30 protein-coding genes are annotated in these 26,079 nt (G+C 71.2%); 14 read left to right on the top strand and 16 right to left on the bottom strand.

Annotation, left to right across the window (positions count from 1 at the left end; genetic code table 11):
* The first annotated feature begins 9 nt into the window (after positions 1 to 9).
* Positions 10 to 1,101, top strand: coding sequence for a DMT family transporter (locus tag ACGFNI_RS28540; RefSeq protein WP_393687545.1), 1,092 nt, complete (start codon positions 10 to 12; stop codon positions 1,099 to 1,101).
* A complete protein-coding gene (locus ACGFNI_RS28535) occupies positions 1,098 to 2,186 on the top strand; it encodes a phosphotriesterase (protein ID WP_393687544.1) in 1,089 nt (362 codons plus the stop codon). Before ACGFNI_RS28540 ends, ACGFNI_RS28535 begins: the two co-directional genes overlap by 4 nt.
* Positions 2,187 to 2,205: 19 nt before the next feature.
* On the opposite strand, the gene ACGFNI_RS28530 is transcribed toward ACGFNI_RS28535, so the two are convergent.
* Positions 2,206 to 4,608, bottom strand: coding sequence for an HAD-IC family P-type ATPase (locus tag ACGFNI_RS28530; protein WP_393687543.1), 2,403 nt, complete (start codon positions 4,606 to 4,608; stop codon positions 2,206 to 2,208).
* Positions 4,609 to 4,664: 56 nt separating this feature from the next.
* Positions 4,665 to 4,931 (bottom strand): DUF2530 domain-containing protein, encoded by a 267-nt coding sequence (locus ACGFNI_RS28525; RefSeq protein WP_393687542.1) that lies wholly within the window; start codon positions 4,929 to 4,931, stop codon positions 4,665 to 4,667.
* Between the two features lie 252 nt (positions 4,932 to 5,183).
* Between ACGFNI_RS28525 and ACGFNI_RS28520 the strand changes: the two genes are divergently transcribed.
* Positions 5,184 to 6,650, top strand: a complete 1,467-nt coding sequence (locus tag ACGFNI_RS28520) for an NCS2 family permease (protein WP_393687541.1) — start codon at positions 5,184 to 5,186, stop codon at positions 6,648 to 6,650.
* Between the two features lie 11 nt (positions 6,651 to 6,661).
* On the opposite strand, the gene ACGFNI_RS28515 is transcribed toward ACGFNI_RS28520, so the two are convergent.
* Positions 6,662 to 6,877, bottom strand: a complete 216-nt coding sequence (locus ACGFNI_RS28515; RefSeq protein ID WP_393687540.1) for a ribbon-helix-helix protein, CopG family — start codon at positions 6,875 to 6,877, stop codon at positions 6,662 to 6,664.
* A gap of 130 nt (positions 6,878 to 7,007) precedes the next feature.
* Between ACGFNI_RS28515 and ACGFNI_RS28510 the strand changes: the two genes are divergently transcribed.
* From ACGFNI_RS28510 to thpR, 3 genes are all read left to right on the top strand, one after another.
* Positions 7,008 to 7,445, top strand: coding sequence for a MarR family winged helix-turn-helix transcriptional regulator (locus ACGFNI_RS28510; RefSeq protein ID WP_393687539.1), 438 nt, complete (start codon positions 7,008 to 7,010; stop codon positions 7,443 to 7,445).
* 30 nt (positions 7,446 to 7,475) lie between these two features.
* Positions 7,476 to 8,909: an MFS transporter gene (locus ACGFNI_RS28505; RefSeq protein ID WP_393687538.1), complete on the top strand. Its 1,434-nt coding sequence runs from the start codon at positions 7,476 to 7,478 to the stop codon at positions 8,907 to 8,909.
* Positions 8,910 to 9,023: 114 nt separating this feature from the next.
* Positions 9,024 to 9,614 (top strand): RNA 2',3'-cyclic phosphodiesterase, encoded by a 591-nt coding sequence (gene thpR, locus ACGFNI_RS28500; RefSeq protein ID WP_393687537.1) that lies wholly within the window; start codon positions 9,024 to 9,026, stop codon positions 9,612 to 9,614.
* Between the two features lie 166 nt (positions 9,615 to 9,780).
* Here thpR and ACGFNI_RS28495 read toward each other — a convergent pair whose 3' ends face one another.
* Entirely contained in the window at positions 9,781 to 10,779 is a 999-nt protein-coding gene (locus tag ACGFNI_RS28495; protein ID WP_393687536.1) for an aldo/keto reductase, read from the bottom strand.
* Positions 10,780 to 10,872: 93 nt separating this feature from the next.
* Positions 10,873 to 11,463, bottom strand: coding sequence for a TetR/AcrR family transcriptional regulator (locus tag ACGFNI_RS28490; protein ID WP_393687535.1), 591 nt, complete (start codon positions 11,461 to 11,463; stop codon positions 10,873 to 10,875).
* 89 nt (positions 11,464 to 11,552) lie between these two features.
* Here ACGFNI_RS28490 and ACGFNI_RS28485 point away from each other — a divergent pair, with 89 nt between their 5' ends.
* Positions 11,553 to 12,800 carry an MFS transporter gene (locus ACGFNI_RS28485; RefSeq protein ID WP_393687534.1) on the top strand — a complete coding sequence of 416 codons (1,248 nt, stop codon included), beginning with the start codon at positions 11,553 to 11,555 and terminating at the stop codon, positions 12,798 to 12,800.
* A gap of 114 nt (positions 12,801 to 12,914) precedes the next feature.
* On the opposite strand, the gene ACGFNI_RS28480 is transcribed toward ACGFNI_RS28485, so the two are convergent.
* From ACGFNI_RS28480 to ACGFNI_RS28470, 3 genes are all read right to left on the bottom strand, one after another.
* Complete coding sequence (locus ACGFNI_RS28480; protein WP_393687533.1) at positions 12,915 to 13,628, bottom strand: GDSL-type esterase/lipase family protein; 714 nt, start codon at positions 13,626 to 13,628, stop codon at positions 12,915 to 12,917.
* A 169-nt stretch (positions 13,629 to 13,797) separates the two neighbouring features.
* Positions 13,798 to 14,451 (bottom strand): TMEM175 family protein, encoded by a 654-nt coding sequence (locus tag ACGFNI_RS28475; protein ID WP_393687532.1) that lies wholly within the window; start codon positions 14,449 to 14,451, stop codon positions 13,798 to 13,800.
* Positions 14,452 to 14,474: 23 nt separating this feature from the next.
* The gene (locus tag ACGFNI_RS28470) at positions 14,475 to 14,999 is read right to left on the bottom strand and encodes a DUF6790 family protein (protein ID WP_393687531.1); all 525 of its coding nucleotides are present in this window, start codon (positions 14,997 to 14,999) and stop codon (positions 14,475 to 14,477) included.
* A gap of 57 nt (positions 15,000 to 15,056) precedes the next feature.
* Here ACGFNI_RS28470 and ACGFNI_RS28465 point away from each other — a divergent pair, with 57 nt between their 5' ends.
* The 3 genes from ACGFNI_RS28465 (at position 15,057) to ACGFNI_RS28455 (ending at position 16,696) form a co-directional block, all read left to right on the top strand.
* Positions 15,057 to 15,476 (top strand): MarR family winged helix-turn-helix transcriptional regulator, encoded by a 420-nt coding sequence (locus ACGFNI_RS28465; protein ID WP_393687530.1) that lies wholly within the window; start codon positions 15,057 to 15,059, stop codon positions 15,474 to 15,476.
* A 228-nt stretch (positions 15,477 to 15,704) separates the two neighbouring features.
* Positions 15,705 to 16,361 carry a hypothetical protein gene (locus tag ACGFNI_RS28460; protein WP_393687529.1) on the top strand — a complete coding sequence of 219 codons (657 nt, stop codon included), beginning with the start codon at positions 15,705 to 15,707 and terminating at the stop codon, positions 16,359 to 16,361.
* Positions 16,362 to 16,459: 98 nt separating this feature from the next.
* Positions 16,460 to 16,696: a hypothetical protein gene (locus ACGFNI_RS28455; protein ID WP_393687528.1), complete on the top strand. Its 237-nt coding sequence runs from the start codon at positions 16,460 to 16,462 to the stop codon at positions 16,694 to 16,696.
* 139 nt (positions 16,697 to 16,835) lie between these two features.
* Here the strand turns inward: ACGFNI_RS28455 and tgmC are convergent, their stop codons facing one another.
* The 6 genes from tgmC to ACGFNI_RS28425 form a co-directional block, all read right to left on the bottom strand.
* Complete coding sequence (gene tgmC / locus ACGFNI_RS28450) at positions 16,836 to 18,023, bottom strand: ATP-grasp peptide maturase system methyltransferase (RefSeq protein ID WP_393687527.1); 1,188 nt, start codon at positions 18,021 to 18,023, stop codon at positions 16,836 to 16,838.
* A complete protein-coding gene (gene tgmB, locus ACGFNI_RS28445; protein WP_393687526.1) occupies positions 18,020 to 18,994 on the bottom strand; it encodes an ATP-grasp ribosomal peptide maturase in 975 nt (324 codons plus the stop codon). The genes tgmC and tgmB overlap by 4 nt, the downstream gene beginning before the upstream one ends.
* Positions 18,994 to 19,278, bottom strand: a complete 285-nt coding sequence (gene tgmA, locus ACGFNI_RS28440) for a putative ATP-grasp-modified RiPP (protein ID WP_393687525.1) — start codon at positions 19,276 to 19,278, stop codon at positions 18,994 to 18,996. The genes tgmB and tgmA overlap by 1 nt, the downstream gene beginning before the upstream one ends.
* A gap of 77 nt (positions 19,279 to 19,355) precedes the next feature.
* The gene (locus ACGFNI_RS28435) at positions 19,356 to 19,808 is read right to left on the bottom strand and encodes a hypothetical protein (protein WP_393687524.1); all 453 of its coding nucleotides are present in this window, start codon (positions 19,806 to 19,808) and stop codon (positions 19,356 to 19,358) included.
* A gap of 41 nt (positions 19,809 to 19,849) precedes the next feature.
* Positions 19,850 to 20,077, bottom strand: coding sequence for a hypothetical protein (locus tag ACGFNI_RS28430; RefSeq protein WP_393687523.1), 228 nt, complete (start codon positions 20,075 to 20,077; stop codon positions 19,850 to 19,852).
* Positions 20,074 to 20,493: an ATP-binding protein gene (locus ACGFNI_RS28425; protein ID WP_393687568.1), complete on the bottom strand. Its 420-nt coding sequence runs from the start codon at positions 20,491 to 20,493 to the stop codon at positions 20,074 to 20,076. Before ACGFNI_RS28425 ends, ACGFNI_RS28430 begins: the two co-directional genes overlap by 4 nt.
* Positions 20,494 to 20,676: 183 nt before the next feature.
* On the opposite strand from ACGFNI_RS28425, the gene ACGFNI_RS28420 reads away from it, so the two are divergent.
* The 4 genes from ACGFNI_RS28420 (at position 20,677) to ACGFNI_RS28405 (ending at position 24,197) form a co-directional block, all read left to right on the top strand.
* The gene (locus ACGFNI_RS28420) at positions 20,677 to 21,783 is read left to right on the top strand and encodes a helix-turn-helix domain-containing protein (RefSeq protein WP_393687522.1); all 1,107 of its coding nucleotides are present in this window, start codon (positions 20,677 to 20,679) and stop codon (positions 21,781 to 21,783) included.
* Between the two features lie 77 nt (positions 21,784 to 21,860).
* A complete protein-coding gene (locus tag ACGFNI_RS28415; RefSeq protein WP_393687521.1) occupies positions 21,861 to 22,226 on the top strand; it encodes a hypothetical protein in 366 nt (121 codons plus the stop codon).
* A 131-nt stretch (positions 22,227 to 22,357) separates the two neighbouring features.
* Positions 22,358 to 23,350 carry a hypothetical protein gene (locus ACGFNI_RS28410; protein WP_393687520.1) on the top strand — a complete coding sequence of 331 codons (993 nt, stop codon included), beginning with the start codon at positions 22,358 to 22,360 and terminating at the stop codon, positions 23,348 to 23,350.
* 160 nt (positions 23,351 to 23,510) lie between these two features.
* Positions 23,511 to 24,197: a DUF4232 domain-containing protein gene (locus tag ACGFNI_RS28405; protein ID WP_393687519.1), complete on the top strand. Its 687-nt coding sequence runs from the start codon at positions 23,511 to 23,513 to the stop codon at positions 24,195 to 24,197.
* Between the two features lie 27 nt (positions 24,198 to 24,224).
* Here ACGFNI_RS28405 and ACGFNI_RS28400 read toward each other — a convergent pair whose 3' ends face one another.
* Both ACGFNI_RS28400 and serC read right to left on the bottom strand, forming a co-directional pair.
* Positions 24,225 to 24,704, bottom strand: a complete 480-nt coding sequence (locus tag ACGFNI_RS28400) for a PPOX class F420-dependent oxidoreductase (protein ID WP_393687518.1) — start codon at positions 24,702 to 24,704, stop codon at positions 24,225 to 24,227.
* A 185-nt stretch (positions 24,705 to 24,889) separates the two neighbouring features.
* Positions 24,890 to 26,008, bottom strand: coding sequence for a phosphoserine transaminase (serC, locus tag ACGFNI_RS28395; protein ID WP_393687517.1), 1,119 nt, complete (start codon positions 26,006 to 26,008; stop codon positions 24,890 to 24,892).
* Between the last annotated feature and the right edge of the window lie 71 nt (positions 26,009 to 26,079).

Raw genomic sequence — 26,079 nt, 5'->3', positions numbered from 1 at the left:
GGTCGGACAGTGAAGAGCAGCCCTGCGGCGGACCCCGGAGCCCGCCACCTCGCAGCACCCGGCGGCAGCCGTCCCGAAGGCGCGGACGGCGGAACGCCCGCCCGCACCGGACCCGGTGGCGCCGCAGCCCGCGGCACCGCCACCGTCCTGCTGGTGGTCGCCACGGTGCTGGCCGGCACCCTCAGCCCGATGCAGTCGGCCGTCAACGGCAAGCTCGGCCAGTCGCTCGGCGACGGCCACGCCGCCGCCCTGGTCTCCTTCGGTGTCGGCCTGGTCCTGATGGCCGTCATCGTCGGCGCCCGCCCCGCGACCCGCAGGGCCGCTCTCGCCATCCCCGGCCAGATACGCGCCCGCACCCTCCCGTGGTGGAACTACGCCGCGGGGCTGTGCGGCGCCGTCATCGTCCTCTCCGAGGGCGTGACCGTCGGCGTGCTGGGCGTCGCCACCTTCCAGATCGCGCTGATCTGCGGACTCGTCGTCTCCGGCATCATCTGCGACCGCTTCGGTGTCACCGCCGACGTCAAGCAGCCGTTCACGCTGCCGCGCGCCACCGGCGCGATCCTCGCCATCGTCGCCACGATCGTGGTGATCTCGCCGAGCTTCCAGGTCCCGCACGCCGTCGCGCTGGCCGTGATGCCGTTCGTCGGCGGCCTGCTCGCCGGCTGGCAGCCCGCGGGCAACGCGGCCGTCGCCAGGACCGCCGACTCCATGCTGGTCTCGATCGGCTGGAACTTCCTCGTCGGCTTCTGCGCCCTGCTCGTCGCCTACGGCATCCGCGCGGCCACCGGCGGCGTCACCTTCTCGCTGCCAGGCGACTGGTGGCTCTACCTCGGCGGCCCGCTGGGACTGCTCTCCATCGCGCTGATGGCCCTGCTGGTGCGCGGACTCGGCCTGCTGCTGCTCGGCCTCGCCTCCACCGCGGGACAGCTCGTCGGCTCCCTGGCGCTCGACTGGGCCATCCCCTCACTCGGCCACGCCGTCCACATCGCCACCCTGATCGGCACCCTCCTCGCACTGATCGCCGCGGGCATCGGCATGCTGCCCTCGCGCAAGGGCGGCACGGTGCCGGTACCCACGACCGAGGACGGAGCCGCGTCATGACCGCAGGGACACGGGCCGCCGGGACACGGGCCGCAGGAACACCGGCCGCAGGACCCGCCGTGCAGACCGTCACAGGACCGGTCGGCCGGGCGGACCTCGGGCTCGTCCTCCCGCACGAGCACCTCTTCAACGACCTCTCCGGCGTACTCGACCCGCCCAGCTACCCCTTCTCCGCAGCCCTCGTCGACGCGCCCGTCGCCGCCCCGGTCGCCTGGGCGCTGCGCCAGGACCCGTACTGCTGCGCCGACAACATCGCCGACAAACCGGTGGACGCGGTCGTCGCGGAGATCGAGGCGTTCGCCGCGCTCGGCGGCCGGACCGTCGTCGACGCCACATCCAGCCCCGCCATCGGCCGCAACCCACAACGGCTGCGCACCCTCGCCGAGCGCACCGGCCTGAACATCGTGATGGGCTGCGGCGCCTACCTGGAGAAGTTCGAGGGCGAACGGATCACCGCTCGCGCCGTCGACGACCAGGCGGCGGCCATCGCCGCGGAACTGGCCCACGGCGTCGGCGACACCGGCATCCGCCCCGGCATCATCGGCGAGATCGGGGTCTCCCCCGACTTCACCGACGCCGAACGCGCCTCGCTGCGCGCCGCCGCGCTCGCCCAGCTCGCCCACCCCGCCGTCGCCCTCAACATCCACCTGCCCGGCTGGCAGCGCCGGGCCCACGAGGTGCTCGACCTGGTCTGCACCGAGGTCGGGGTACGCCCCGAGAAGGTGTCGCTCGCCCACATGGACCCGTCGTCCGACGACCCCGGCTACCAGCGGTCGGTCGCCGAGCGCGGCGTGTACCTGGAGTTCGACATGGTCGGCATGGACATCACCTTCCCCAAGGAGGGCACGTCGCCCGACCCGTCCGTCACCGCGGGCGCGGTCACCCGCCTCATCGAGCAGGGCCACGCCGGTCAACTCGTGCTCAGCCACGACGTGTTCCTCAAGCAGATGTGGACCCAGCACGGCGGCAACGGCTTCGCCTACGCCCCCACCGTCTTCCGGGAGATGCTCGCCGCCCGCGGCACCGGGCCCGCCGTCCTGGACGCGCTGCTCCGCGACAACCCGGCCCGGCTGCTGACGGCCTGACGGCGGTCCGGTGGCGGCCTCAGGGCAGCGTCCGCCGCGCCCACCGCCAGGCCAGCTCCAGCAGCACCGCCGCCACCACCGCGATGCCGACGGCCGCCCACGGCAGGGTCGTACCGACAAGACGCAGGTCGAAGAAGCGCTGGAGCCACGGCGTCACCAGGACCACCAGGAATCCCACGCCCATCGCCGCGACAAGACCGATCCGCCACCAGGTGTACGGGCGGGCGATGATCGCCAGCACCCACATCGCGGCGAGGAACAGCGTCAGCGTCGCCGCGCTGGTCTCGGCGGACAGCGCGTCAGGACCCGAGTAGTACTGCCTGGCCAGCAGATACGTCACGAAGGCGGCGGTGCCGGCGATGAGGCCCGACGGGATCGCGTACCGCATCACCCGGCGGACGAAGTGCGGCTGGGCGCGCTCCTTGTTGGGGGCGAGCGCCAGGAAGAACGCCGGGACGCCGATGGTCAGGGTGGACAGCAGCGTCAGATGGCGCGGCAGGTAGGGGTAGGGGATCTGCCAGCAGGCGACCAGGATCGCCAGCAGCACCGAGTAGACGGTCTTCGTCAGGAAGAGCGTGGCGACCCGGGTGATGTTGCCGATGACCCGCCGCCCCTCGGCGACCACCGAAGGCAGCGTCGCGAAGCTGTTGTCGAGCAGCACGATCTGCGCCACCGCGCGGGTCGCCTCGGAGCCCGACCCCATCGCCACGCCGATGTCCGCGTCCTTGAGCGCGAGCACGTCGTTGACGCCGTCGCCGGTCATCGCGACGTGGTGGCCGCGCGACTGGAGCGCCCCGACCATGTCCCGCTTCTGCCGCGGGGCGACCCGGCCGAAGACCGCGCCGTCCTCCAGGGCTCCGGCCATGGCGCCCCGGTCGGCGGGCAGCTCGCGGGCATCCACCGGCGCATCCGCGCCCGGCAGCCCGAGCCGGGACGCCACCGCGCCCACCGAGACCGCGTTGTCGCCGGAGATGACCTTGGCCGCCACGTCCTGCTCGGCGAAGTAGGCCAGCGTCGCGTGCGCGTCAGGACGCAGCCGCTGGTCCAGCACGACCAGCGCCGCGGGCCGTACGCCGTGCGCGAGCGCCGGGTCGTCCAGCGCGCGGTCGGAGCGGGCCAGCAGCAGGACCCGCAGGCCCTGGGCGTTGAGTCCCGCGGTCTCGGCGAGCGCCGGGTCGCCGGCCGGCAGCAGGACGTCGGGGGCGCCGAGCAGCCAGGTGGAGTTCTCGCCCGCCGGGTCGTCGAGCGCGGCGCCGCTGTACTTGCGGGCCGATGAGAAGGGGAGCGATGCGGTGCACCGCCAGGCGGCGTCCGGCGGGAACGCCTCGATGATCGCCTGGAGCGAGGCGTTGGGCCGCGGGTCGGACCCGCCGAGCGCGCCCAGCACCTGCCGGAGCGTGCCCTCGTCGGCACCGTTCAGCGGTCGCAGCGCGCTGACGTCCATGCCGCCCTCGGTCAGCGTGCCGGTCTTGTCCAGGCAGACCACGTCGACCCGGGCCAGGCCCTCGATCGCGGGCAGCTCCTGGACCAGGCACTGTTTGCGGCCGAGCCGGACGACGCCGATCGCGAAGGCGACGGACGTCAGCAGCACCAGCCCCTCCGGCACCATCGGCACGATCCCGGCGACCATCCGGCGCACCGCGTCGTCGCCCGCCATGTGGAGCGTGAACAGGTGGCTGAAGATCAGGCCGAGCGCGGTCGGGATCATCATCCACGTCACGTACGTGAGGATCCGGCTGATGCCGGTGCGCAGTTCGGACTGGACCAGGGTGAAGCGGCTGGCCTCCTCGGCGAGCTGCGCCGCGTACGCCTCGCGGCCGACCTTGGTCGCGGTGAACGCGCCGCCGCCCGCCACCACGAAGCTGCCGGACATCATCGGCTCGCCCGGCCGCTTGAGCACCGGGTCCGCCTCGCCGGTCAGCAGGGACTCGTCGACCTCCATCCCGTCGGCCTCCAGCACCTTGCCGTCGACGATGACCTTGTCGCCCGGCCCCAGCTCGATGACGTCACCGAGGACGACCCCGGCGGTGGGGATCTCGGCTGCCGTCCCGTCGCGCCGCACCGTCGGCCGCGCCTCCCCGATCACCGCGAGGTTGTCCAGGGTCTTCTTGGCGCGCAGTTCCTGGACGATGCCGATGCCGGTGTTGGCGACGATGACGAAGCCGAAGAGGCCGTCCTGGATCGGGCCGACGACCAGGATGATCACGAACAGCACGCCGATGATGGCGTTGAACCGGGTGAAGACGTTGGCGCGGACGATCTCCGTCGCCGAGCGCGAGGACCGTACGGGGACGTCGTTGACCTCCCCCGCCGCCACCCGCGCGGCGACCTCGGACGCGGTCAGGCCGCGGTGGGCCGTGGCGGGGACGGGCCGGCCGCCCGGCCCGGGATCCCCGACGTCGGTCTTCGCCCGCTGCGTCATGGTTTCGACGGTACGGGCGCGGCGCGCACCTCACCCGCTGGGCGGGGAGCGGTGGGTCAGGCGGCGTCCGCGGCTGCGGCGGCTGCCGCGCGCTTGATGGCGGCGTCGCGCTTGCGGACGTACCAGATGCCGAGCAGGCCGAGGCCGCCGCCGGCCAGGCACGTCCACACCCACCAGGCGTGTCCCGCGTCGGCGTACCAGCTGTAGAAGGGCAGCTGGCCGAGGAAGAGGACGAACCAGATGATGGTGCCGCCGGTGATCGTGCCGACGACGGGGCCCTCAAGAGGCGCCGGAGCCTCGCGCAGTTCGGACTTCTTCCACATGGCGCCCAGTTTACGGGGCGCGGGCGGCGGGCCTTCGGGCGGCAGCCGGCCGCGGAGGAGACCAGGTGGCGCAGCGTTCTACGCGCGGAGATAGCGATCAATGAATTGTTTATTCATACTGAACCTTTCCGGATCTGACTGGTTTGGATCGTTGATTCCTACAAGTCGTTCCGGTTCGTTCGGTTCGTCCATTGACCCGGGTCCACCGGGCCGCCCCCGCCTCCACCAGGCCCGTCCTACTGAGGTCCCCGCATGTCGTCCTCGGCCACCACTCCGGTCGAAAGTGCTCTTCAGAGCCCAGGTCACCCGCCCAAGAACGGGTTCGACCGCTTCTTCAAGATCTCCCAGCGAGGGTCGACGGTCGGCCGCGAACTGCGGGGCGGGCTGGCGACGTTCTTCGCGATGGCGTACATCATCGTGCTGAACCCGATCATCCTCGGCGCCGGTGTCGATAAATTCGGTCACCACCTGGACAACGCCCAACTGGTCACCGCGACCGCGCTGATGGCCGGCCTGAGCACCGTCCTGATGGGCGTCATCGGCAACGTCCCGATCGCCATCGCCGCAGGACTCGGCATCAACGCCGTGGTCTCCCTCCAGCTCGCGCCCAAGATGAGCTGGCCGGACGCGATGGGCATGGTCGTGCTCGCCGGTCTGGTGCTGATGATCCTGGTCGCTTCGGGTCTGCGGCAGCGGGTGATGGACGCGATCCCGGGCGGCCTTCGGCGGGCCATCGCCATCGGCATCGGCATGTTCATCTCGCTGATCGGCCTGGTCGACGCGGGCTTCGTCAGCCGCAATCCGGACGCCGCGCACACCACCGTGCCGATGGGCCTGGGGCAGGGCGGTCAGCTCAAGGGCTGGCCGGTGCTGGTCTTCGTGCTCGGCCTGGTGCTGATGTTCATGCTGGTCGTCCGCAAGACCAAGGGCGCGATCCTGATCGGCATGGTCGTGATGGCGGTCGTCGCGATCGTCATCAACGCCGTCGCCGACATCCCCGACGCCGCCTGGGGTCTCGCGGTCCCGAACGTGCCCGAGAAGATCGTCGGCGCCCCCGACTTCGGGCTGATCGGCCACATCAGCCTGTTCGGTGGCTTCAAGGAAGTCGGCGTGCTGACCGGCTGCCTGTTCGTCTTCACCGTGCTGCTGTCCGGCTTCTTCGACGCGATGGGCACCATCATCGGCGTCGGCGAGGAGGCCGGGCTGACCGACGAGAACGGGAACCTGCCCGGCATGGGCCGGATCCTGATGGTCGACGGCATCGCGGTCGCGGCCGGCGGCGTCGGCTCGGCCTCGGCCAACACCTGCTTCGTGGAGTCCACCGCCGGTGTCGGCGAAGGCGCACGGACCGGCCTGGCGAACGTGGTGACCGGCGGCCTCTTCCTGCTGGCGCTGGTCTTCACGCCACTGGCGACGGTGGTGCCCGCGCAGGCCGCGACCCCCGCGCTGATCGTCGTCGGCTTCCTGATCATGGCGGCGAACGTGCGGGACATCGACTGGGGCGACTTCACCGTCGGCATCCCCGCGTTCCTGACGATCATCTCGATGCCGTTCACCTACAGCATCACCAACGGCATCGGCATCGGCGTGCTCGCCTTCATCCTGCTGCGGAGCGCGACCGGCCGCTTCAAGGAGATCCCCTGGCTGCTGGACGTCGTGGGGCTCTGCTTCCTCGTGTACTTCCTGCTCAACCCGATCGAGCAGCTGCTCGGCTCCTGATCCGGCGCGGCCTAGGGCGGCGTGGCCGGTGACCCCTCGGGGTCAGGTCCCCAGCCGCCCAGCCGCGCCGTCTCGTCGACGGACGTCTTGAAGCGTTCGTCGAAATCCTCGCGAATGAGCGTCCGGACGACATAGTCCTGGACGCTCATTCCGCGTTTCGCCGCGTGCTGCTGAATGCGTTCCAGCAGCTCCCCGTCCACACGCAGGCTGAGCACTCGCGATCCCATGAGGACACGGTCCCCGCGTGGACCGGTCAGGTGCGTCCCTTTCCGGCGCGTCCTCACTCGTATGGGTGATCCCGGCGTCCGCCCGGCCACCGGCTTTCCTTAGAAAAGGTAATGAGTTATGCTAACGAACATGCCGGAACTGTCCCGTGGCGACGATGCTGCCGCTGTGAACGCGCTGCGGTCCGCCGTGATGCGCCTGTCCCGTCGGCTCAAGCACCAGCGGGTCGACGAGTCGCTGAGCCCCACCGAGATGTCGGTGCTCGGCACCCTTGCGCGCTGCGGCCACGCCACCCCGGGCGAGCTGGCCCGCAAGGAGCACGTGCAGCCGCCGTCGATGACGCGGATCGTCGCCATGCTGGAGGCCAAGGGACTCGTCAGGCTGGAACCGCACCCGGACGACCGCCGCCAGAAGGTCGTCACGCAGACCGAACAGGCAGAGGCGATGCTCGAAGAGAGCCGCCGCAAGCGCAACGCCTGGCTCGCCGAGCTGGCCTCCGGGCTGGACGAGGACGAGTGGGCCAAGGTGCGGGCCGCCGCGCCCGTGCTGGAGAAACTCGCACAGCTGTAGCGACACCGAGGCCGAGGAGGCGAACCCACTTTGAGTACGGGATCCGGAGCAGACTCCGCCCCCGCACCGAACTCCCCGCAGGACACGGTTTCCGACGACGCGACCGCGGCCCCCGCAGGCCGTACGCCCGGCGTCGCCCCGGGCAGCACCGCAGGCCCCGCCGCCGCACCGCGCAAGGGCATGTTCAGTTCGCTGAGAGTCCGCAACTACCGCCTCTTCGCCACCGGCCAGGTGGTGTCCAACACCGGCACCTGGATGCAGCGCATAGCCCAGGACTGGCTGGTGCTCAGCCTCACCGGCTCGTCCACGGCGGTCGGCATCACCACCGCCCTCCAGTTCCTGCCGATGCTGCTCTTCGGGCTGTACGGCGGCGTCATCGCCGACCGGTTCTCCAAGCGCAAGCTGCTGCTGTTCACCCAGTCCGCGATGGGCATGACGGGCCTCGCCCTCGCCGTCCTCACCCTCTCCGGAAACATCCAGGTCTGGCACGTCTACCTGGTCGCCTTCGTCCTCGGCCTGGTCACCGTCCTCGACAACCCGTCCCGCCAGGCGTTCGTCGTCGAAATGGTCGGCAAGGAAGACCTGCGCAACGCGGTCAGCCTCAACTCCGCCAACTTCCAGTCCGCCCGGCTCATCGGCCCGGCCGTCGGCGGCGCGCTGATCACCGCGTTCGGCAGCGGCTGGGCGTTCCTGCTCAACGGCGTCTCGTTCCTCGCGCCGATCGCCGGGCTGCTGATGATGCGGACCGCCGAACTCCACAAGGTCGACCGGGTGCCGCGCAGCAAGGGCCAGTTGCGCGAGGGCCTGCGCTACGTCTCCGGGCGACCCGACCTGATCTGGACGATCGTCCTCGTCGGCTTCATCGGCACCTTCGGCTTCAACTTCCCGATCTGGCTGACCGCGTTCACCTACCACGTCTACCACCAGGGCGCCGGCACCTACGCCCTGTTCAACTCGCTGATGGCGGCCGGTTCGCTGGTCGGCGCGCTGCTCGCGGCCCGGCGCTCGTCCTCGCGGCTGCGGCTGCTGGTCGGCGCCGCCGTGGTGTTCGGCGTCCTGGAGATGGCCGCCGCGCTCGCGCCGTCCTTCTGGATCTTCGTCGTGCTGCTCGCCCCGATCGGCGTGGTCGGCCTGACGATCAACGTCACCGCCAACTCCAGCGTGCAGATGGCCACCGACCCGCTGATGCGCGGCCGGGTGATGGCCCTGTTCATGATGGTCTTCGTCGGCGGTACGCCGCTGGGTGCCCCGGTCGTCGGCTGGATCACCGACACCTACGGCGCCCGCGTCGGCTTCCTGTCCGGCGGCCTCATCTCGCTGCTGGCCGCCGTGCTCATCGGCCTCATCCTGGCCCGCGCGGGCGGCCTGCGACTGAAGATAGACCTGCGCCCCGGGCACCGGCACGTGGCGTTCGTCCCGCGCGTCCCCGCGTCCGGCGAGGCGCCGCTCGCCACGGCCGCCTGACCGCAGCCGCAGACCGCACGGCCCCCGTACCGCCCCGCGCGGCGCGGGGGCCGTCGTCCGTCGGCACCGGGAAACACCGTGCGCCGGGCCCGGCCACCGGGTGAGACTGGCGGGGTGAGACTCTTCGCCGCCGTGCTCCCGCCCCGGTCCGCGATGGACGAACTGGCCGGCCGGGCCGCCGCACTGCGCTCCCTGCCGGACGCCGGCCGGCTGCGCTGGGCCGGCCACGACAGCTGGCACTTCACCCTCGCCTTCTACGGCGAGGTGGCCGACGAGATCCTCCCGCACCTGCACGCCCGGCTGGCGCGGGCTGCGCACCGGCACGCCCCGTACGGGCTGCGGATCGCCGGTGGCGGACGATTCGCCGACCGGGTGCTGTGGGCCGGGGCCGACGGGGAACTGACCGCGATGCGGAAACTGGCGGGCTCGGCGTCGGCCGCCGGCCGCCGGGCCGGACTGACGATGGACGAGCGCCCCGGCTACACCCCCCACCTCACCCTCGCCAGGAACCGCACCCCCGGCCTGTCCCTCGCCCCGTTCGCCGCCGCCCTCGACACCTTCGCCGGCACGCCCTGGACGGTGCGCTCGCTGGCCCTCGTCCGCAGCCACCCGCCCACCCCTGGCGTCGCCGGAAAACAGCCGCACTACGAAACGCTGATGACCTGGCCACTCGGCGGGCACGCCCCCGGCGGACCGGGTCGCTGAAGTGTTCGGACCGGCCCCGGTTACGCTCAGAGGGTGGATCCCAAAACCCGGAACCGGATCATGTCCGGCCTGCTCGCCGTGCTGCTCATCGTCGTCGTTGTGGCGGCGGCCCTTCGCTGACCCCAACGGCCGTGGAAGGGCCGCCGACGCGGCTACGGGCGGACGGTCACCAGGCGAACGCCTCCGGCGAAGGCCCAGGGCCGGGGAAGATCTTGTCGAGTGATGCCAGCAGGTCGTCGGAGAGTTTCAGGTCGACGGCGCGCAGGGCGGAGTCGAGCTGGGCGGTGGTGCGGGGGCCGACGATCGGGCCCGTTACGCCGGGGCGGGTCAGCAGCCAGGCCAGGGCGACCTCGCCGGGCTCCAGGCCGTGCTCGGTGAGCAGGTCCTCGTAGACCTGGATGCGGGCGCGTACCGCGGGGTCGGCCAGGGCGTCGGCCGCGCGGCCCGATGTCGAGCGGGACGAGCCGCCCTCCTGCTGCTTGCGGATCGCGCCGCCCAGCAGGCCGCCGTGCAGCGGCGACCAGGCGATGACGCCGAGACCGTAGGCTTCGGCGGCCGGGACGACCTCCATCTCGGCGCGCCGCTCGGCGAGGTTGTAGAGGCACTGCTCGCTGACCAGGCCGAGCGAACCGCGGCGGGCCGCGGTCTCGTTGGCGCGGGCGATGTGCCAGCCGGCGTGGTTGGACGAGCCGGCGTAGAGGATCTTGCCCTGCTGGACGAGGACGTCCATGGCCTGCCAGATCTCGTCCCAGGGCGTGTCCCGGTCGACGTGGTGGAACTGGTAGAGGTCGATGTGGTCGGTGCCCAGGCGCCGGAGGCTGGCGTCGACCGCGCGCCGGATGTTGAGCGCGGAGAGCTTGTCGTGGTTGGGCCAGGCCGGGGCGCCGTCCGGCGCCATGTTCGCGTACACCTTGGTGGCCAGCACGGTCTTGTCGCGCCGGTCGCCGCCCTTGGCGAACCAGGAGCCGACGATCTCCTCCGTGCGGCCCTTGTTCTCGCCCCATCCGTAGACGTTGGCGGTGTCGAAGAAGTTCACCCCGGCGTCGAGGGCGGCGTCCATGATGGTGTGGCTTTCGGCCTCGTCCGTCTGCGGGCCGAAGTTCATCGTTCCGAGGACGAGGCGGCTGACCTTGAGTCCGGTGCGTCCGAGCTGCGTGTACTCCATGGTGGGTCAGCCAACGCCTTGGAGTGCGCTCGAATCAAGACGGGGAGGGCGGCGCGTCGTGTGGGCCCCTGGCCGGGGGGCGGGCGCGGACTCTCAGGGCTGTGCGGACGCCGTCGTCCAGGAGTCGGCGAGCGCGCACAGTTCGTCCAGTGCCGCTTCGGTGCGGGTGTGGTCGCCGGTCACCAGGACGTCCGTCTGGAGGCCCGCGTAGGCGCTGTTGAGGAAGGTGGCGCGGATCCTGGCCGCCTCCGGGGGCAGCCCGCGGGCCACCAGCGCGGCGGCGACGAACTCGGCGCGGTCGGCGAGGAAGGCAGGTACCCGGCCGTGCAGCCGGCCGGCCGCGGCGAGGCCCTCGATCTCGTGGATCAGGCGGGTCGCGGCGAGGTTCTCCGGTGCCAGGTGCCGCCGCCAGGAGTCCCGGACGATCGCGCCGATGCCGCGCGTGGTGTCGTCCCAGCCTTCGGTGGCCCGCAGTTGTGTGTGCTGGACCTCGTCGAGGCGTTCCAGGACCGCCCGGAGCAGGTCGTCCTTGTCGGCGAAGTGGTGGGTCAGCACGCGGGTGCTGTGGCCGAGCGCCTGGGCCAGCGGGCGCAGCGAGAGGTTCGCCATTCCGGTCTCCGCCAGGTGCTCGATGGCGGCGTCGAGGATCTGGGTGCGGCGGTGCGGATCGCGGGGTCTGGCCATCGGTCGGACTCCTTGCGCTGCGGGATCTGCGGTGCGGGATTCTGCTCCGCCCCACCCTAATTACGGAAACGACTGTTACCTTAACGGGTGTGTCTGCCGCACCGGGGACCTCGCCCCGCACCACGCCCGTACCCGCCTCCCGCCGCCCCGCGGCCTGGCTTCTGGCCCTCGCGCTGTGCGCCTTCGCCCTGCAGACCGACGACTTCGTGATCGTCGGCGTGCTGCCCGCGCTCGCCCGCGGCCTCGCGGTCGACGAGGCCGCCGCCGGGCAACTGGTCGCCGTCTTCTCGGTGATCTGCGCGGTGGCCGCCCCGGTCGCCGCCGTCGCCACCGCCCGCGTCCCCCGCCGTCGCCTGCTCACCACCGCCCTCGCGGTGTTCTGCCTCGCCAACGCCGCCGTCCCGCTCGCCGGTTCGTACGGCGCGCTGATGGCGCTGCGGGTGCTGGCCGCGCTCGCCGCCGCGACGGCGCTGCCCGCCACCCTCGCCCTGACCGCCCAACTGGCGCCCGCCGAACGGCAGGGCCGCAGCCTCGCCACCGTCATGGCCGGGCTGACCTGCGCGGTCGTCATCGGCGTTCCGGCCGGCACCTGGACCGGCGCCGCCCTGGGATGGCGCGCCACCTTCCTCCTCGGCGCCGCCCTGGGCCTGGCCGCGCTGGTGTGCGTACGGGCCTGCGTCCCCGACGTACCGCCCGCGCCTGCCCCGGGGCTCGCCGTCCGGCTGACCCCGCTGACCAGGCCGGCCATCCTGTGCGCCCTGCTCGCCGCCGCCCTCGCGGTGCTCGGCAACCTCCTGCTCCAGACCTACTTGGCGCCGTTCCTGCGCGGAGCCGCCGGCGTCACGCCGTCCGGGCTCGGCCTGCTGCTGGTGGTCACCGGCGTCGCGGGCATCGCGGGCGCGCGGGCCGGCGGCACCCTCGTCGACCGTTGGGGCCCGCGCGCCGCCTTCGCCACCGCCTGCGCCGTCTTCGCCGCCGCGATGGCCGGGCTGGCCCTGACCTGGTCGCTACGTCCCGCCCAACTCGCCCTCGTCGCCCCCCTGTTGATCCTGTGGTCGGCCGCCGCCTGGTCCGTGCCACCCGCCGTCCAGGCCCGCGTCCTGACCCTCGCGGGCCCACGGCACGGACCCCAGGCGCTCGCCCTCAGCAGCAGCGCCGTCTACGTCGGCGCCTCGCTCGGCGGCGGCATCGGCGGCCGGGTACTGGCGACCCAGGGCGCGGGTGCGCTGCCGGTGGCGGCCGGCTGCTGCGCACTGCTCGCGGCGGCGGTATTCCTGGTGGCCGGGGTGGGGAAGGGCGGGCAGGAGCGGGACGGGGGCGGCGAGTTGGGCGGGTAGCCAGGGGTGGCCCGGCCGCGCGGCCGGTGGGCGTACGCACCTACAGGACCGCGGGCCGACGGCAGGGGTGGCCCGGCCGCGCGGCCGGTGTGCCGAAGCCAGCCCCCCCCCGTGTCACCCCGCCGATGCGGCCGGCTGCGGCACGCCGGGCGCCGCGTACGGAGCGCCGACGCCCCACGCCTGGTACATGGCGTCCGCGAACGCGGCGGCGATGAGGTGTTCGCCCGTGGGGGAGGGGTGGGTGCCGTCGTAGGTGTCGCGCGCCAGGTCCCAGGCGGCCGGCGCGGAGGCCAGCAGGAGAGGGGACGACGGGGTCGACAGGTCGCCCACCGCCTTCGCCAGCAGCTCGTTGAACCGTCCGCACTCCGCGGCGAACGCGGCATCGGCGGACGCCCGCACGTTGGGTATCACCGGCATCAGAACGGCTCGGACCCCCGGCGCCGCCTGCCGCGCCCGCGTCACGAAGTGCCGCACGTTGTCCGCGGTCTGTTCCGCATTCGTATAGAAACCGAGGTCTATCAGCCCGAGCGAGACCAGCAGCGTGTCGGCACCGTGCGCACGCACCGCGTCACCGATCACGGGCCCCATGTGCAGCCACCCCTCGCCCCAGCCCGCGAGGTGCCGCCGGGCGGACGCGGGAAAGTCCTGATCGCGGTACGCGTGCGAGGCCGGCGCGTCGGTGGCGGCGTCGTGGAGCGCGCAGCGCGGACCGACGATGCGATACGGGCCGTCGTAGGCCGCGTTCAGGTGGTGCCACATGCGGTAACGCCACGTGAAGTCGCCGGAGCTGCCGATCGTCATCGAGTCGCCGACGAACATGATCCTCATCGGAACATGATGGCCGACGATCGTTACCGGGGGGTACGTGATGCTGGACACGGGCCACGGAGGAGCCTCGTCCGTCCACGACGAGGCTCCGGCTCATGGGGGTCAGGCCGTGTAGCGAAAGCGGATCTTGAGGTCCGGTCGGGCGATCCGTCCGCCCGGACGAACCCGATCAGTTGCCGGACGGCGCGCGGCTCTGGATGCGGCGGGCTACGGCGAGCACGATCGGCGCCGCGAGCCAGCACAGGTACGCGCCGGGGCCCGTGGTCAGGAACGAGAGGGGAACGGACGCCCCGAACACTGCGGCCAGGCAGATGCTGCGCACCAGGTTCTCGGCGAACACCCGGGGCGGGACGTCCGTGCGGTACAGGTGTGCGCGTCGGATCTCCCGGATGATCAGCGCGAACGACGCGGACGCCAGGACCTGCACGATCGCGTACAGGCTGAACCGGGGCGGGAAGGCGCCGTCGGCGGTGATCACCCGGGTCGCGAACGGCATCAGGACCTGCATGAACAGCCATGCCAGGGTGAGACCGGTCAGGCGGCTGTTCAGCGAGCGGACGTGCCGGAAGATCTCGTGGTGGGCGCGCCAATGGGCGGCGATCACCACAAAGCTGACCGCGAAGGCCAGGTACTCCTTGCCGTGGGCCGACACCGAACGCAGCACGGCGCCGGTGGTGTCGCCGGCGGGGACGGGGAGATCCAGCGCCAGCAGGGTGAGTGCGATCGCGATGGCCGCGTCGATGAACGCGGTGAGCCGCTCGGCGGCGAGCGCTCGCGCCTCGCCGGTCTCGTCGTCGGGTTGGTGGCTGGTATGAGTCGCCATGGTGAGGAACAGCTCCTGCGGCGTCAGGCGGCGGATGACGCGGTCGGCTGGGGCGTGGTTTCCAGGTGCCGGGATCGCACGGCCAGGATGATCATGACCGCCGGGATCAGGAGGTCGTTGACGAGGACTCCGCCGGTGTTGCCGGGGGCGTGGTCACCGCCTGCGAACCACTGGTAGAGGTGACCGGCCAGGGCTCCCCAGAGGAACATCCCGCCGCCGATCCCGATGGTGATGCGCTCCCGCGCGGATGCCGAGGCGGCCCGGAAGCCCATGACGGCCAGTCCGAGGTTGGCGAAGGCGATCTCGAACATGAAGGGCGTCCGGTCGAAGCCGATCGCCGTTGCCATGACATCAGGGAAGGCGAGGAAAGCGACCGTCATCCACAGGCTGCCGCAGCCGAAGGCGCCGATGGCCCACCAGCGCTGCCAGGTTTCCAGCGCCTGCTGGGGTGACCGGGCGTGGCGGGTCCGCACGAAGGCCCCGACGGCCGGTACGAGGATCCAGACCAGCGGGAACGCGGACTGAGCGAGGTAGGAGAAGTTGTCCATGACCTCATTCTTAACTGGTTAATATTAACTCGTCAACGGTCGGGTACAGTGGTGGCTGTGGATGACGGACTCGCAGACGCGCTGCACCGCGTGGTCATGCTGCTGGGCGAGGCGGCCCGGCGGCGCACCGATGACCCCGACGGCCTGACCTACAGCCAGATTCGACTTCTGGGCACGCTGGAGGACATCGAGCCGACGACGCAGCATCGGCTCGCGCAGGCGCTGTCGGTGTCCGACCCGGCGATCAGCCGGGCGCTACGACCACTCGAAGCGGATGGTCTGGTGCGGATCGCCGTCGACCCCGAACACGCGCGGCGGCGGCTGGTCCGCCTCACCGAGGCCGGCCGGAACGCCTTCCACACCGCAGGAAAGCCACTCGGCGACGAGTTCCGGGCCGCGCTCGTCGCGGCCGGTTTTCCCTACGACCGCTACCTCGAAGACACCCTTCGGCTGGCCGAGCTCCTCGCGTCCGACTGAGAGCGTCTCTACGCGTTCCGCGACAGCACCCAGGAGCAATACCGCTTGCTTCGCGGCCTGCCCGATCTCTCCAGTGGCGGTATCGACGCAGGCCAGCGGCGTAAGCGGCCGTGAAGTGAGGAGCGCCGGCCCACCGCATTAGTCGCCCGTTAGCGGAACGCCAACCCGATCTTCGAAGCTGATTGCCGTCCGGGAGTGAGACGAGAGCACAGAGCAACGGGAGAACCGATGAACACCGCCACCGCCACCAACCGCCGCCGCGGCCGAGGCGGCCGTCGCATCGCCGCCGCCGTCGTCGCCGCCGCGGCGCTGAGCCTGGGGGTCACGGCCTGCGGGCCCGACTCCGGGGCTGCCGACTCCTCGGGCTCTTCGGCCGCGTCCGACTCGCAACAGGCCCCGGACTCGGCCCAGTCCACGGGCGGCTCCTCCTCGGACAGCTCCGGTTCGCAGGGCCAGGACGGCGGCAAATCCACCACGGCGCCGTCCGCCGACCGAGGTTCGGGCACCGGCGGGAGTTCCGCGACCGGCGGCAGCACCGGCGGCCAGTCCGCCCCCGTCGGAGGCGGCGCCGCCAACGCGGGTAACCACCGCACGCTCGTCGGCAAGCTGGAGTACCTCGCGCCCGGCAAGCTGATCGTCAAACCCGAAGGCGGCGGCACGGACCAGGCGTTCCTCGTCGCCAACACCACGAATGTCCTCGGCGCAGCCGCGATCTGCGGCGGCCCCGACGGCAACGTGACCATCGGCAAGGACGGCTACGGCACCACGAAGTGCACCGTGGAGCAGCTGGAGAAGGCCGCGAAGAGCGGCAGCGTGACCGTCCGCGTCACCATGGACCGCAAGAACGGCACCGGCGACACGGTCGAGGAGAAGTACCACCCGTAAGCCCCCGCGCCCCTCCCGGAGGGCGGATCCGCACGCCGTCGAGCGTGCACGCAACGCCCACGCACACGTACGTGCACATGCACCAAAGGAGAGAAGACATGCGCAAGTTCAAGCGCACCGCAGTCGTCGCCGCCGGCCTCCTGGCCCTGTCCGGCTTCGCCGTCGGAGCCGCTCAGGCCGCCGACCTCCAGACCATGGAAACGCAGGGGAACTACCAGACGGACTGCCACACCGACCAGACCCAGCAGGAGTTGGACAGGGCGGTGGGGCACCACGTCACCATCGACCACTGCGAGGCCGACGGCCCCGGCAGCATGGTCATCTTCTACTCCTGAGTCCTGGAGGCAGGTGACGGCGGCTCCTCCGCCCCCCCGGGGCCAGGGGAGCCGCCGTCGTGCTGTGAGGAAGTGACGGGCCGGGGCCGCCCTTCGGCTCGGCTCGTGCCAGGGGCTGGCGTGGTCGCCTCGCCGTCGGTCAGGCGAGGCGGTGTTGCCAGCGAAGCGATGGGTTGCCCTCGATCCAGTACGTGTGGGACCTGGCCGTGATGTGGAACCGTACGGCAGTGATGTCGGGACGTCCGGCGGCATGCCACGCGGTCAGCGCTCGCTCGATGTCGTCCCACAGGGCCACGGGCCCGCCCTGGCGGACGCTCCAACCGTCGCCGTCGCCGTCGCCGTCGCTGTCGCCGTCAAGGGTGAAGGCGGCGAAGGATTCGCGCTCCGGGTCGAAGACGTACCGGAGTTTGGTCCCGTCGCTCCGAGCGGCACGGACGAGGTGTGCCCCCGGCGCGGCGAGCTGGGCGATGAAGGCGGGCATCCACTCGTCCAGCACGGTGGGAGGCACCTTCGCCGCCCGCTCGCTGTCGGCATGGGCCGTGCGGGCGGAGAGGTCCCCGGACACCGGTACGACGGCCTGGGACCGCGCCTGCATGAAGGAGGAGCGGCCGGTGATCCGGCCTTCGGCGGTGCCGTCATCGCCCACGGTGACCTTCGCCAGGCCGGTGCCGTAGCCCCAGGAGCCGACGGTGGCCAGGATGATCCCGCCCGGCGTGGTCTGCCTGATCCAGGTGTGCGGGATGCGGCGGACGGCGCAGGTGGCGATCACTCGGTCGTACGGTGCGCGGCGGGGGTGCCCGAGGAGGCCGTCGCCGGTAACGGTCCACGTCGAGAACCCGGCCGTTTCCAATGCGGTGTCCGCGCGGGCCGCGACCTCGGGGTCGACCTCGACCGTGGTCACGTTGTCCTCACCGAGGTAGTGGCACATCAGAGCCGCGGAGTAGCCGGTGCCCGTACCGACCTCCAGTACGCGATGGCCGGCGTCCACCTCCAGGGTCTCGATCATGCCGACCACTGTGGCCGGGTTGGTGGAAGAAGACGTGGGCACACCCCGAACGGGGTCACTGACCTGGTCGGCGGTGAGGTGCCCGTCGAGCTGGGTGGTGAGGGTGTCGTAGCTGTACGCGGTCTTCAGCCACGCGGCCGGATCGGTGCCGACCGCGGTGACGGGCAGCCAGGCGCCGCCTTCGTCGAGGAACACGCCGGGGCGAAGGAACAGTTCGCGCGGTACGGTCTCGACGGCCGCGCGCAGCCACGGGGACGTGAGAACGCCGTTCTGTGCCAGCAGTCCGGCGAGGCGGCGGCGCTCGGGGGCGGAGTCGTTCACGAGCCATCTCCTTGTGTCAGCAGGTCGGCGAAAGCGGAGGACATCGGAAGGCCGGTTTCCGTCTCCAGCCACCCCCACTGGCCGTTGGGGTTCAACTCCAGCCACCAGTAGTCCCCCGCGCGGTCCACAGCGAGGTCGAAGCTCCCCGAGGCCAGGCCGAGACGTTCCAGATAGGCAGGAAGCGCCGCGTCAACCCGGTCGGGCAGGTGCTCCACGGTGTAGGTGAGGGCGCTGTAGTCCTTGCGCCAGTCCAGCAGGTCGGAATCGATGCGTACGGCGAACACTTGTCGGCCGACTACCAGCACCCGCACGTCGGCGACCTTGTCCACGCGGGCCTGGAACAGGTGCGGCGTCACGCGCACACTGTCGTCGACCTCGGCGGCGGTGACCGGCTCCGCCCACCCGGTGACCGGGATTCCCTCGCGCTCGTACGGGGTCCACCGGAGCGTCTTGTGAATCACCTGATCGTGGGAGGCGATGAATTCCCGTGCCTCGTCCGGGTCATTGGTGACCAGCGTGGGTGGCACGGTGAGGCCCATCCGTTGGGCCAGGGCGAGTTGAGCAGGCTTGTGGTCGGCGGCGGTGTTGAGGAGCGGGTGATTGCCCCACAGCGGACGGTTGAGGGCGTAGAGGATGCCCCCGAGCCCGTAGCGGACCTGCGCGGCGGCGAACCGGGCGTCGTCATCGCTCAGATGCGGGAAGGCGGGCCAGACGGGGCGACGCCAGTACACCGCCCGCACCTGGGCCAGGTCGGTGGTTCTCGACGGGGTACGGACCTGTCCGGCCACCGGGGCCGGACAGGTACCGAACAGAGCCGAGACTGTCAGGCCCGCGCCGATGTCGGCGGGGTTGAACCTGACCACCGGCACGCTTCGCCGGTTGAGCTGGGTGATCACCATGTCGGCGGTGACGTCGTCCGCCTCGGTGGCCACCAGGACCGGCCTCTCTTCGACCGAGGTCGTCAGCGTCATCAGTCCTGCTGACTGTCCTGGTCGTGGCCCTGGTCGGGTGCGGAGTCGGAGTTCGTGATGGTGGAGGTCTCGGTGCCGGAGCTGGTGCCGTGCTTGCCCATCTCGATGACGTGGCCGGCACGGTCGCGGAACACGCCGAGCTGCGTAGCGGGATCGACGGTGACGGTGGTGTGCGGGCGACGCACGGTGGCCGGGTACGGCGCGAGCCGCCCGGCACCCCACGGGCGGAGGCCGGCGGTTTGCGGATTGCCGTTGAGTGAGGGGGATTCGACTGCGATGGTCATGGAGCTGACCTTCCTGTTCGGTTGGGGTGGCGGTGCGGGCCGCCCGGAACCGGGCGGAAGCCTTGGGGTTGCGGTGGCTACGCCATGGCGCTGGGGAAGTTGTGTGGGCCCGGATGCAGTCGGAAGTGGTTGCAGCACTCTCCGACGGCGTTGATGGCGTCGCAGTCGGGCAGGGCCAGCAGCTCGCTGAACGGGCCGTTCCACTTGACCCACAGGGTGTCGGGGCCGAGGTGGCGCACGACCGCGTAGTGCCATCGGGAATGGCGCGGCCACAGGACGCAGCGCGACGCACCCACGTACTCCTCGCCCCCCTTGCCCTCCTCGTCGCCCTTGTCGTCCTTGTCGTCCTTGTCCTCCGGTCCTCCGCCGACGGCGACACGTGCCGCGTCCTCCTGTTCCGGGGTGAGGCAGGGCTGTTCGTCGCAGGTGGGGGTGATCCGGCCTGTCGCGATGAGGTGATGGACGAGCCGGGTGGCGTAGGCGGGATCGGTGGCCGCGCGCTCAAGTTCCTCCGGGGTGAGAAGGGGCATGGCCCGGTTCTGCTTCCTGGGGGATGGGGTGCGCGGGTGGATCACCAGACGTCCCCCTCCGAGATCCGCCGCTCACGGGACCGCTTCACGCGCAGTGCGGCCGGGTCGTGCACGGGCCATTGGCGGGGGCCGGACCGGAGGTAGGGGACACCTCGGCGGATGTCCGTGACGATGGCCAGGAGGCCGGGCGCGTACTCCACTTCGTCGCCGACTCCGGGGGCCGTCGGCCGCGAGTGTTCCGGAGAGCCGTCGCAGTGCTCGTCGCTCACAACGTGCCTTCCATCAGGCACAGTTCGGCCCATACGACCTTGCCCCACCCTCGAATGTCGGTTCCCCAGCGAGCCGACAGGGCGGCAACCAGCAGCAGCCCTCGGCCTGCCGCCTCCTCGGCGTCCGGGTGCCGCACGACGGGCAGGTGCAGCGACCTGTCCGTCACGGCGATGCGTACGCGCGGTGCGGCGATCCGTTTGATGCTGACCCGTAGGGAGTGGCCGGTGCCGTGTTGGACGGCGTTGTTCACCAGCTCGGTTACGACCAGTTCGGAGTCGGCCGTTAAGCGCTCAAGGTCCCACGTGCGCAGGGCTGTTGATGCCAATCGGCGGGCTCTACTCGGTGACGCTGCCTCGCGAGGGTACGTCTGGCTGTAACCCGGCACTCCGATCGCCGTTGATCTTGTTGCTGTCATGGGCACGCGCTCTTCCCTCCGGAGTGGTGGAACAGTCGGCTATCTCGGGGATGGGCCGACTACGCTCCAACAGGCCGCGAAGTCGTGGACGCCGGGCGAGAGGGCGGTCGACCTGGCCATGCTGTAACTATCGAGGCACGCGCTGTAGCGCCCCAGTGGCACATCTAGTGGCACTCTGGGGTCATGGCCATTGGGGACTTGATTCACGACCTGCGGAAGGCGCGAGGATGGAGCCAAGGCAGGTTGGCGGACGAGATAAATGAGCGGTACGGCACCAATCTGACGCGCGAGTACATCAGTCGGCGCTGGGAGAGTGGGAAGTGCACACCGAGCCGTTTTTACCTGGCGTGCTTGTCATCTCTGCTGGACGTTCCGCTAGCGGTACTTGAGGGTGAAGTGGATCGACGTAATTTTCTGTTCAACGCGGCTGCCACGGCCATAGCGCCTGTGGTGGCATCCGACCTCCTCACCTCCGGCTTCGCTGCCCGCCTCGGTGGAGGACCCAGCGCGGACGACTGGGAGGGCAGGCTCGCGACGTACGGCACCGACTACATGTCGCTGGGGGCCGGAGACATTCAACGACGGGTGGCCGGGGAACTCGTGGTCGTTCAGCAGCAGTTGGATGACAAGCGGCTGTGGTCCGTCGCCTCGCGGTTGATGACGTTGTATGCGAAGACCTTTCCCGGAAGCGACGGCTCGAAGGCCGTCAACTGGTACCGGATGGCGGCACAGGCGGCGGACCGGTCCGGCGATGACGACGCGCGGGTCTGGGTACGAGGGCGAGCCGCCATCGCTCTTGGCTACGAGGGGGCCTCGCTGGGGGTGGCCGACATGTTCGGCGACCAGGCCATGGCCATCAGCGGTAAACCGTCCCTCGGCCTGCTCAACGCCATCATGGGGAAGGCTCATGCGGCGGCGATCCGGGGAGAGGACGTCACTGCGCGGCGGCTTTTGGACGACGGCCGGCGGGTCTTCGACACGGCCGCGTCCTACGAGCAGACCTCCGACTATGCCGTGCCGTACTGGCGGATGTCGGTCTTCACCTCGTTACTGGCCGCGCGGCTCGGTGATGAGAAGACTGCGGTGGAAGCACAGGACGCGGCGGCCCGTGAAGTGCCCCCGGAGTTGCCGCGCTTCCGCACGCACCTGGAAATGCACAGGGGGCTCATGCTCGCCCGGTCCGGTGACAAGGCGGGGGGAGTCGCGTACGGCCGTGCGGCGATGAAGGCGCTTCCGCCGGAGAAGCACTCGCTCACGCTGAGGATGCTCATGGGGGAGATCGAAGCCTGAGCAGGCGACGGAATTCCCGGGGTATTTCGCCGCGCGGAGATCAGCGCACTGAGAATGACGTGACGAGAGGGGTAGACATGCCGCAGCACGAAGGCGCGCGACTGTTTCGTGAGACGTGGATTGCCGGTGTACGGGCGCACTTCCCGGGTGAGCCGAAGAGCGGTTACGTGACGCCTTGGGAGGAAACCCCGGATTGGGAGCGGCAGGCCGCAGGTGCCGTGTATGAGCAGGTGGCCCAGTTCGTCGAGCTGAGTGACGGCCATGCCTCGCGGTTGTCCCGTGAGCAGAAGGGGCGCTTTGTCGCGACGTGCTGGACGGCCCAGATGTTCAAGCACTTCGGTGACCCGAAGCCCGGATACGTCGCCGACTGGCCGGAACTGCCGTCCTGGCAACGGGAAACGGACGCGGACATCTTCGAAGCCATTGAGAAGTTTCTGGGCTGAGGGGGCGGGAGGCTCGCCGTCGGGAGCCGGGGCCGGGCGGAGACGCCGAATCACGGGCGTGATCAAGGTCCACCCCAGCGCCCGCCCCGCCCACGTTCGCGCCCCCCGGCCGCCGCTGGCACTCTTGGCCCATGCGTTCGCTACTGTGCGCGGCCGGTGCCGCGGGGGTTCTGATGAGTGTGGCCGTCACACCGGCGGTCGCCGACGAGCCGGACAAGTTCACCATCGGCGACAGCCGGATCACGGAGTCCAGCGGGCTGGCCGCCAGCCGTGCGCACCCGGGGGTCTACTGGACCCACAACGACAGCGACGACGGACCGTATGTCTACGGCGTCGACGCGAAGACCGGGCGCACGGTCGCCAGGATCACGATGCGCGGCATCGGTGACCCGCGGGACGTCGAGGCGATATCCGTCGGTCCTGACGGCAACATCTACGTCGGGGACATCGGCGACAACCTCGGCGGGAAGTGGGATCACGTCTGGATCTACCGGTTCCCCGAGCCCAAGGAACTGCGGGACGCCACCGTCACCGCCGCGCAGTTCGACGTGAAGTACGCCGACGGGCCGCGGGACGCGGAGGCGCTGATGGTGCACCCGAAGACCGGCCGGGTCTATATCGCGAGCAAGAAGCAGGGGGGCGGGGGCGCCCTCTACGCCGGTCCTGAGCGGCTGAGCACGTCCGGTACGAACGTCTTCCGCAAGGTCGCGCCGATTGATTTGTGGGTGACCGACGGTGCGTTCTCGCCCGACGGCAGCCGGCTGGTGATGCGCAGCTACTTCGGTGCCCGCATCTACCGCTGGCAGGACGGCCGTCCCAAGGACATCGGCAGCGTCGGCGTACCGATCCAGCAGCAGGGGGAGTCGGTGACCTTCACCCCGGACGGGCGCACGCTGATGTTCGGCTCCGAGGGGAACGGGAGCGAGGTGCAGCCGGTGGGGCTGAGCGGTGAGCAGCTTCCGGAATCGGCGGCCGGGGACGACGCGGGCGGCGGGAAGGACAGCGGGAAGACGGGTGCGGGGGACGATGCGTCGTTGAGCCCCGGTGTGGTCAAGGCCGGGCTGGTGTTCGTGCTGGCCACGGTCGTGGTCGTCGGGCTGCGGCGGCTGTTCCGGCGGAGGTGAGGGGGCGGGCGGAGCGCCGCTGGAGGGACGGGATGCCGCGCAGCCGGGTGTTAGCGCGCTGTTAGTGGGACGCCAGCGGGGATGGGCACTGTGATGAATGCCCGCCCCCACAGCTACGGCGCCCGCAGGCCGCCCCCCACGGATAAGGAACTGCTGAACCATGTCGCACCGTACCCGCACCTTCCTCCGCCCGGTCCGTACCACCGCCGCCCTCACGCTCGCCGCCGCTGCCGGCCTCGGCCTCACCGCCTGTGACATCGGTGGCTCGGACACCCAGGGCGCCTCGTCGTCGTCGAGCGCGGCGGCGTCCGACACGTCCGGCGGCCAGAACACGGGCGGCCAGGGGGCGGCCGACGACGGGAAGTCCGGCGACGCGGCCTCGTCGTCCGATGGCTCGGTGGCGGCCCGGAGTGCCGCGTCGCAGGACGACTCGTCGGGGCGCTGCACGGCCACCGCGCTGCGGATGGCGCTCGGCCGGGCGGACGCGGGCGCAGGGAACATCCACTACGCGCTGAACTTCACCAACACCGGCAAGCAGAGCTGCACCCTGCGCGGCTTCCCCGGCGTCGCCCTGCTCGCCAAGGACGGCCAGGCCATCGGCAAGCCCGCCGCCCGCGAAGGCGCCGCGGGGCAGGCCGTCACCCTGGCCGCAGGCGCGTCCGCGCACGCGGATCTGCACACGGTGAACGAGGGCATGAAGGACGGCGGCTGCTGGGAGAGCGCGTCGCTGGTGCAGGCGTACCCGCCCGGCTCGAAGGAGGCCATGACCGCCCGCGCCGAATCCGGTGTGCGGGTGTGCGGCAACGAGTTCCTGGTCGGCGCGCTCACCGAGGGCGACGGCAGCTGAGGCACGCGGGGCAGGGCGGTGCGGTCGTCAGAGCGCGCCGCCCTCGTCGTCCCACCGGGCGGAGTCCTGGTCGCTCGGCCCGCCGCCCGGCTCGTCCTGGGGTTCCTTCAGGCCGGTCAGGCGCAGCTCGTAGTGGAGGGTCTGCTCCCGCTTGACGCGGTGCATGAGCGGTACCAACAGGCCGTGCAGCAACGGGTACTTGCGGGTCAGGCTGCGCTCGGCGCGCCGGTACTCCCGGGTGGCCGGGTCGATCAGCCGCACCCGCGCGGTGTACGTCGGCCCTGTCGGGCGACCGCGCCGGGTGGAGGCGCAGATCTCCGCGGCGGGGTTGTTCCGCAGCCGCTTGACCTTCCACGTCGAACCGGCGGTGCGGAAGTAGGCGTGGTCGCCGTCGACGGACAGATTGACCGGGGTGCCGACGCCCGTGCCGTCCCGCTTGAACGTGGTGAGCAGGACCGTCGCCTGGCGTACGAAGGCGGCGAGGTCGGGGTCCGTCGGAGTGGTCATACCTCCCATACAGGCATATCCCGGCCGGTACGTCCTGCCGTGGCGGGTCCGTTCGGGCGGCGGTAGCGGTGGCGGTGGCGGGCGGCTCCCGGTGGGTGTGTACGGACGGCGCAGGGCCCCGGCGGTGCGTACGGTGACGCGCTCGCCGGGGCCCTGCGGGGTTACCGGTGCCGGAGTGCCGGGTGTTACAGCTGCTCGATGACGTGGTCGATGCAGGCCGTCAGGGCCTCGACGTCGGCCGGGTCGACGGCCGGGAACATCGCGACCCGCAGCTGGTTGCGGCCGAGCTTGCGGTAGGGCTCGGTGTCGACGATGCCGTTGGCGCGCAGGGCCTTGGCGACCGCCGCCGCGTCCACCTCGTCGGTGAAGTCGATGGTGCCGATGACCTGCGAGCGCTTCGCCGGGTCGGTGACGAACGGGGTGGCGTACTTGGAGCCGTCGGCCCAGCCGTAGAGGGTGCGCGACGAGGCGGCGGTGCGGCCCACCGACCAGTCGAGGCCGCCCTGGCCGTTGATCCACTCCAGCTGCTCGTTGAGGAGGAAGAGGGTGGACAGCGCCGGGGTGTTGTACGTCTGGTTCTTCAGGGAGTTGTCGATCGCGGTGGGCAGCGAGAAGAACTCCGGGACGTGCCGGCCGGAGGCGTGCACGGCGCGGGCGCGCTCCAGGGCCGCCGGGGAGAACGCCGCGATCCACAGGCCGCCGTCGGAGGCGAAGCACTTCTGCGGGGCGAAGTAGTAGACATCGGTCTCCGCGATGTCGACGGGCAGGCCGCCGGCGCCGGACGTGGCGTCGACCAGGACCAGCGCGCCCTCGTCGGCGCCCGCGACACGGCGGATCGGGGCGGCGACACCCGTCGAGGTCTCGTTGTGGGTGAACGCGTAGACGTCCACCCCCGCCTCGGCCTGCGGCTCCGGGTGCGAGCCCGGGTCGGCGGAGATGACGGTCGGGTCGGCCAGCCAGGGCGCGAGCTTGGCCGCCTTGGCGAACTTGGAGGAGAACTCGCCGAACGAGAGGTGCTGGGACTTGTTCTCGATCAGGCCGTGCGTCGCGATGTCCCAGAAGGCGGTGGAGCCGCCGTTGCCGAGGACGACTTCGTAGCCGTCGGGCAGCTGGAAGAGGTCGCGTACGCCGTCGCGCACCTTGCCGACCAGGTCCTTGACCGGGGCCTGGCGGTGGGAGGTGCCGAGCAGGGAGGTTCCGGTGGCGGCCAGCGCGGCCAGCGCCTCCGTACGCACCTTCGAGGGGCCCGCGCCGAAGCGTCCGTCGGCGGGCTTGATGTCAGCGGGAATCTGGATATCAGCCACGGACGCAGCCTAATCCGTCCCGTCCCGGCCTCCTGCGGCGCGTCCAGCGGATGAGATGGATCGGTCCGGGG

This window comes from Streptomyces sp. NPDC048644, from assembly GCF_043199105.1.
Lineage (GTDB): Bacteria > Actinomycetota > Actinomycetes > Streptomycetales > Streptomycetaceae > Streptomyces.
The sequence above is the reverse complement of the archived record's forward strand: the minus strand, read 5'-3'. Positions and strand labels throughout refer to the sequence as shown.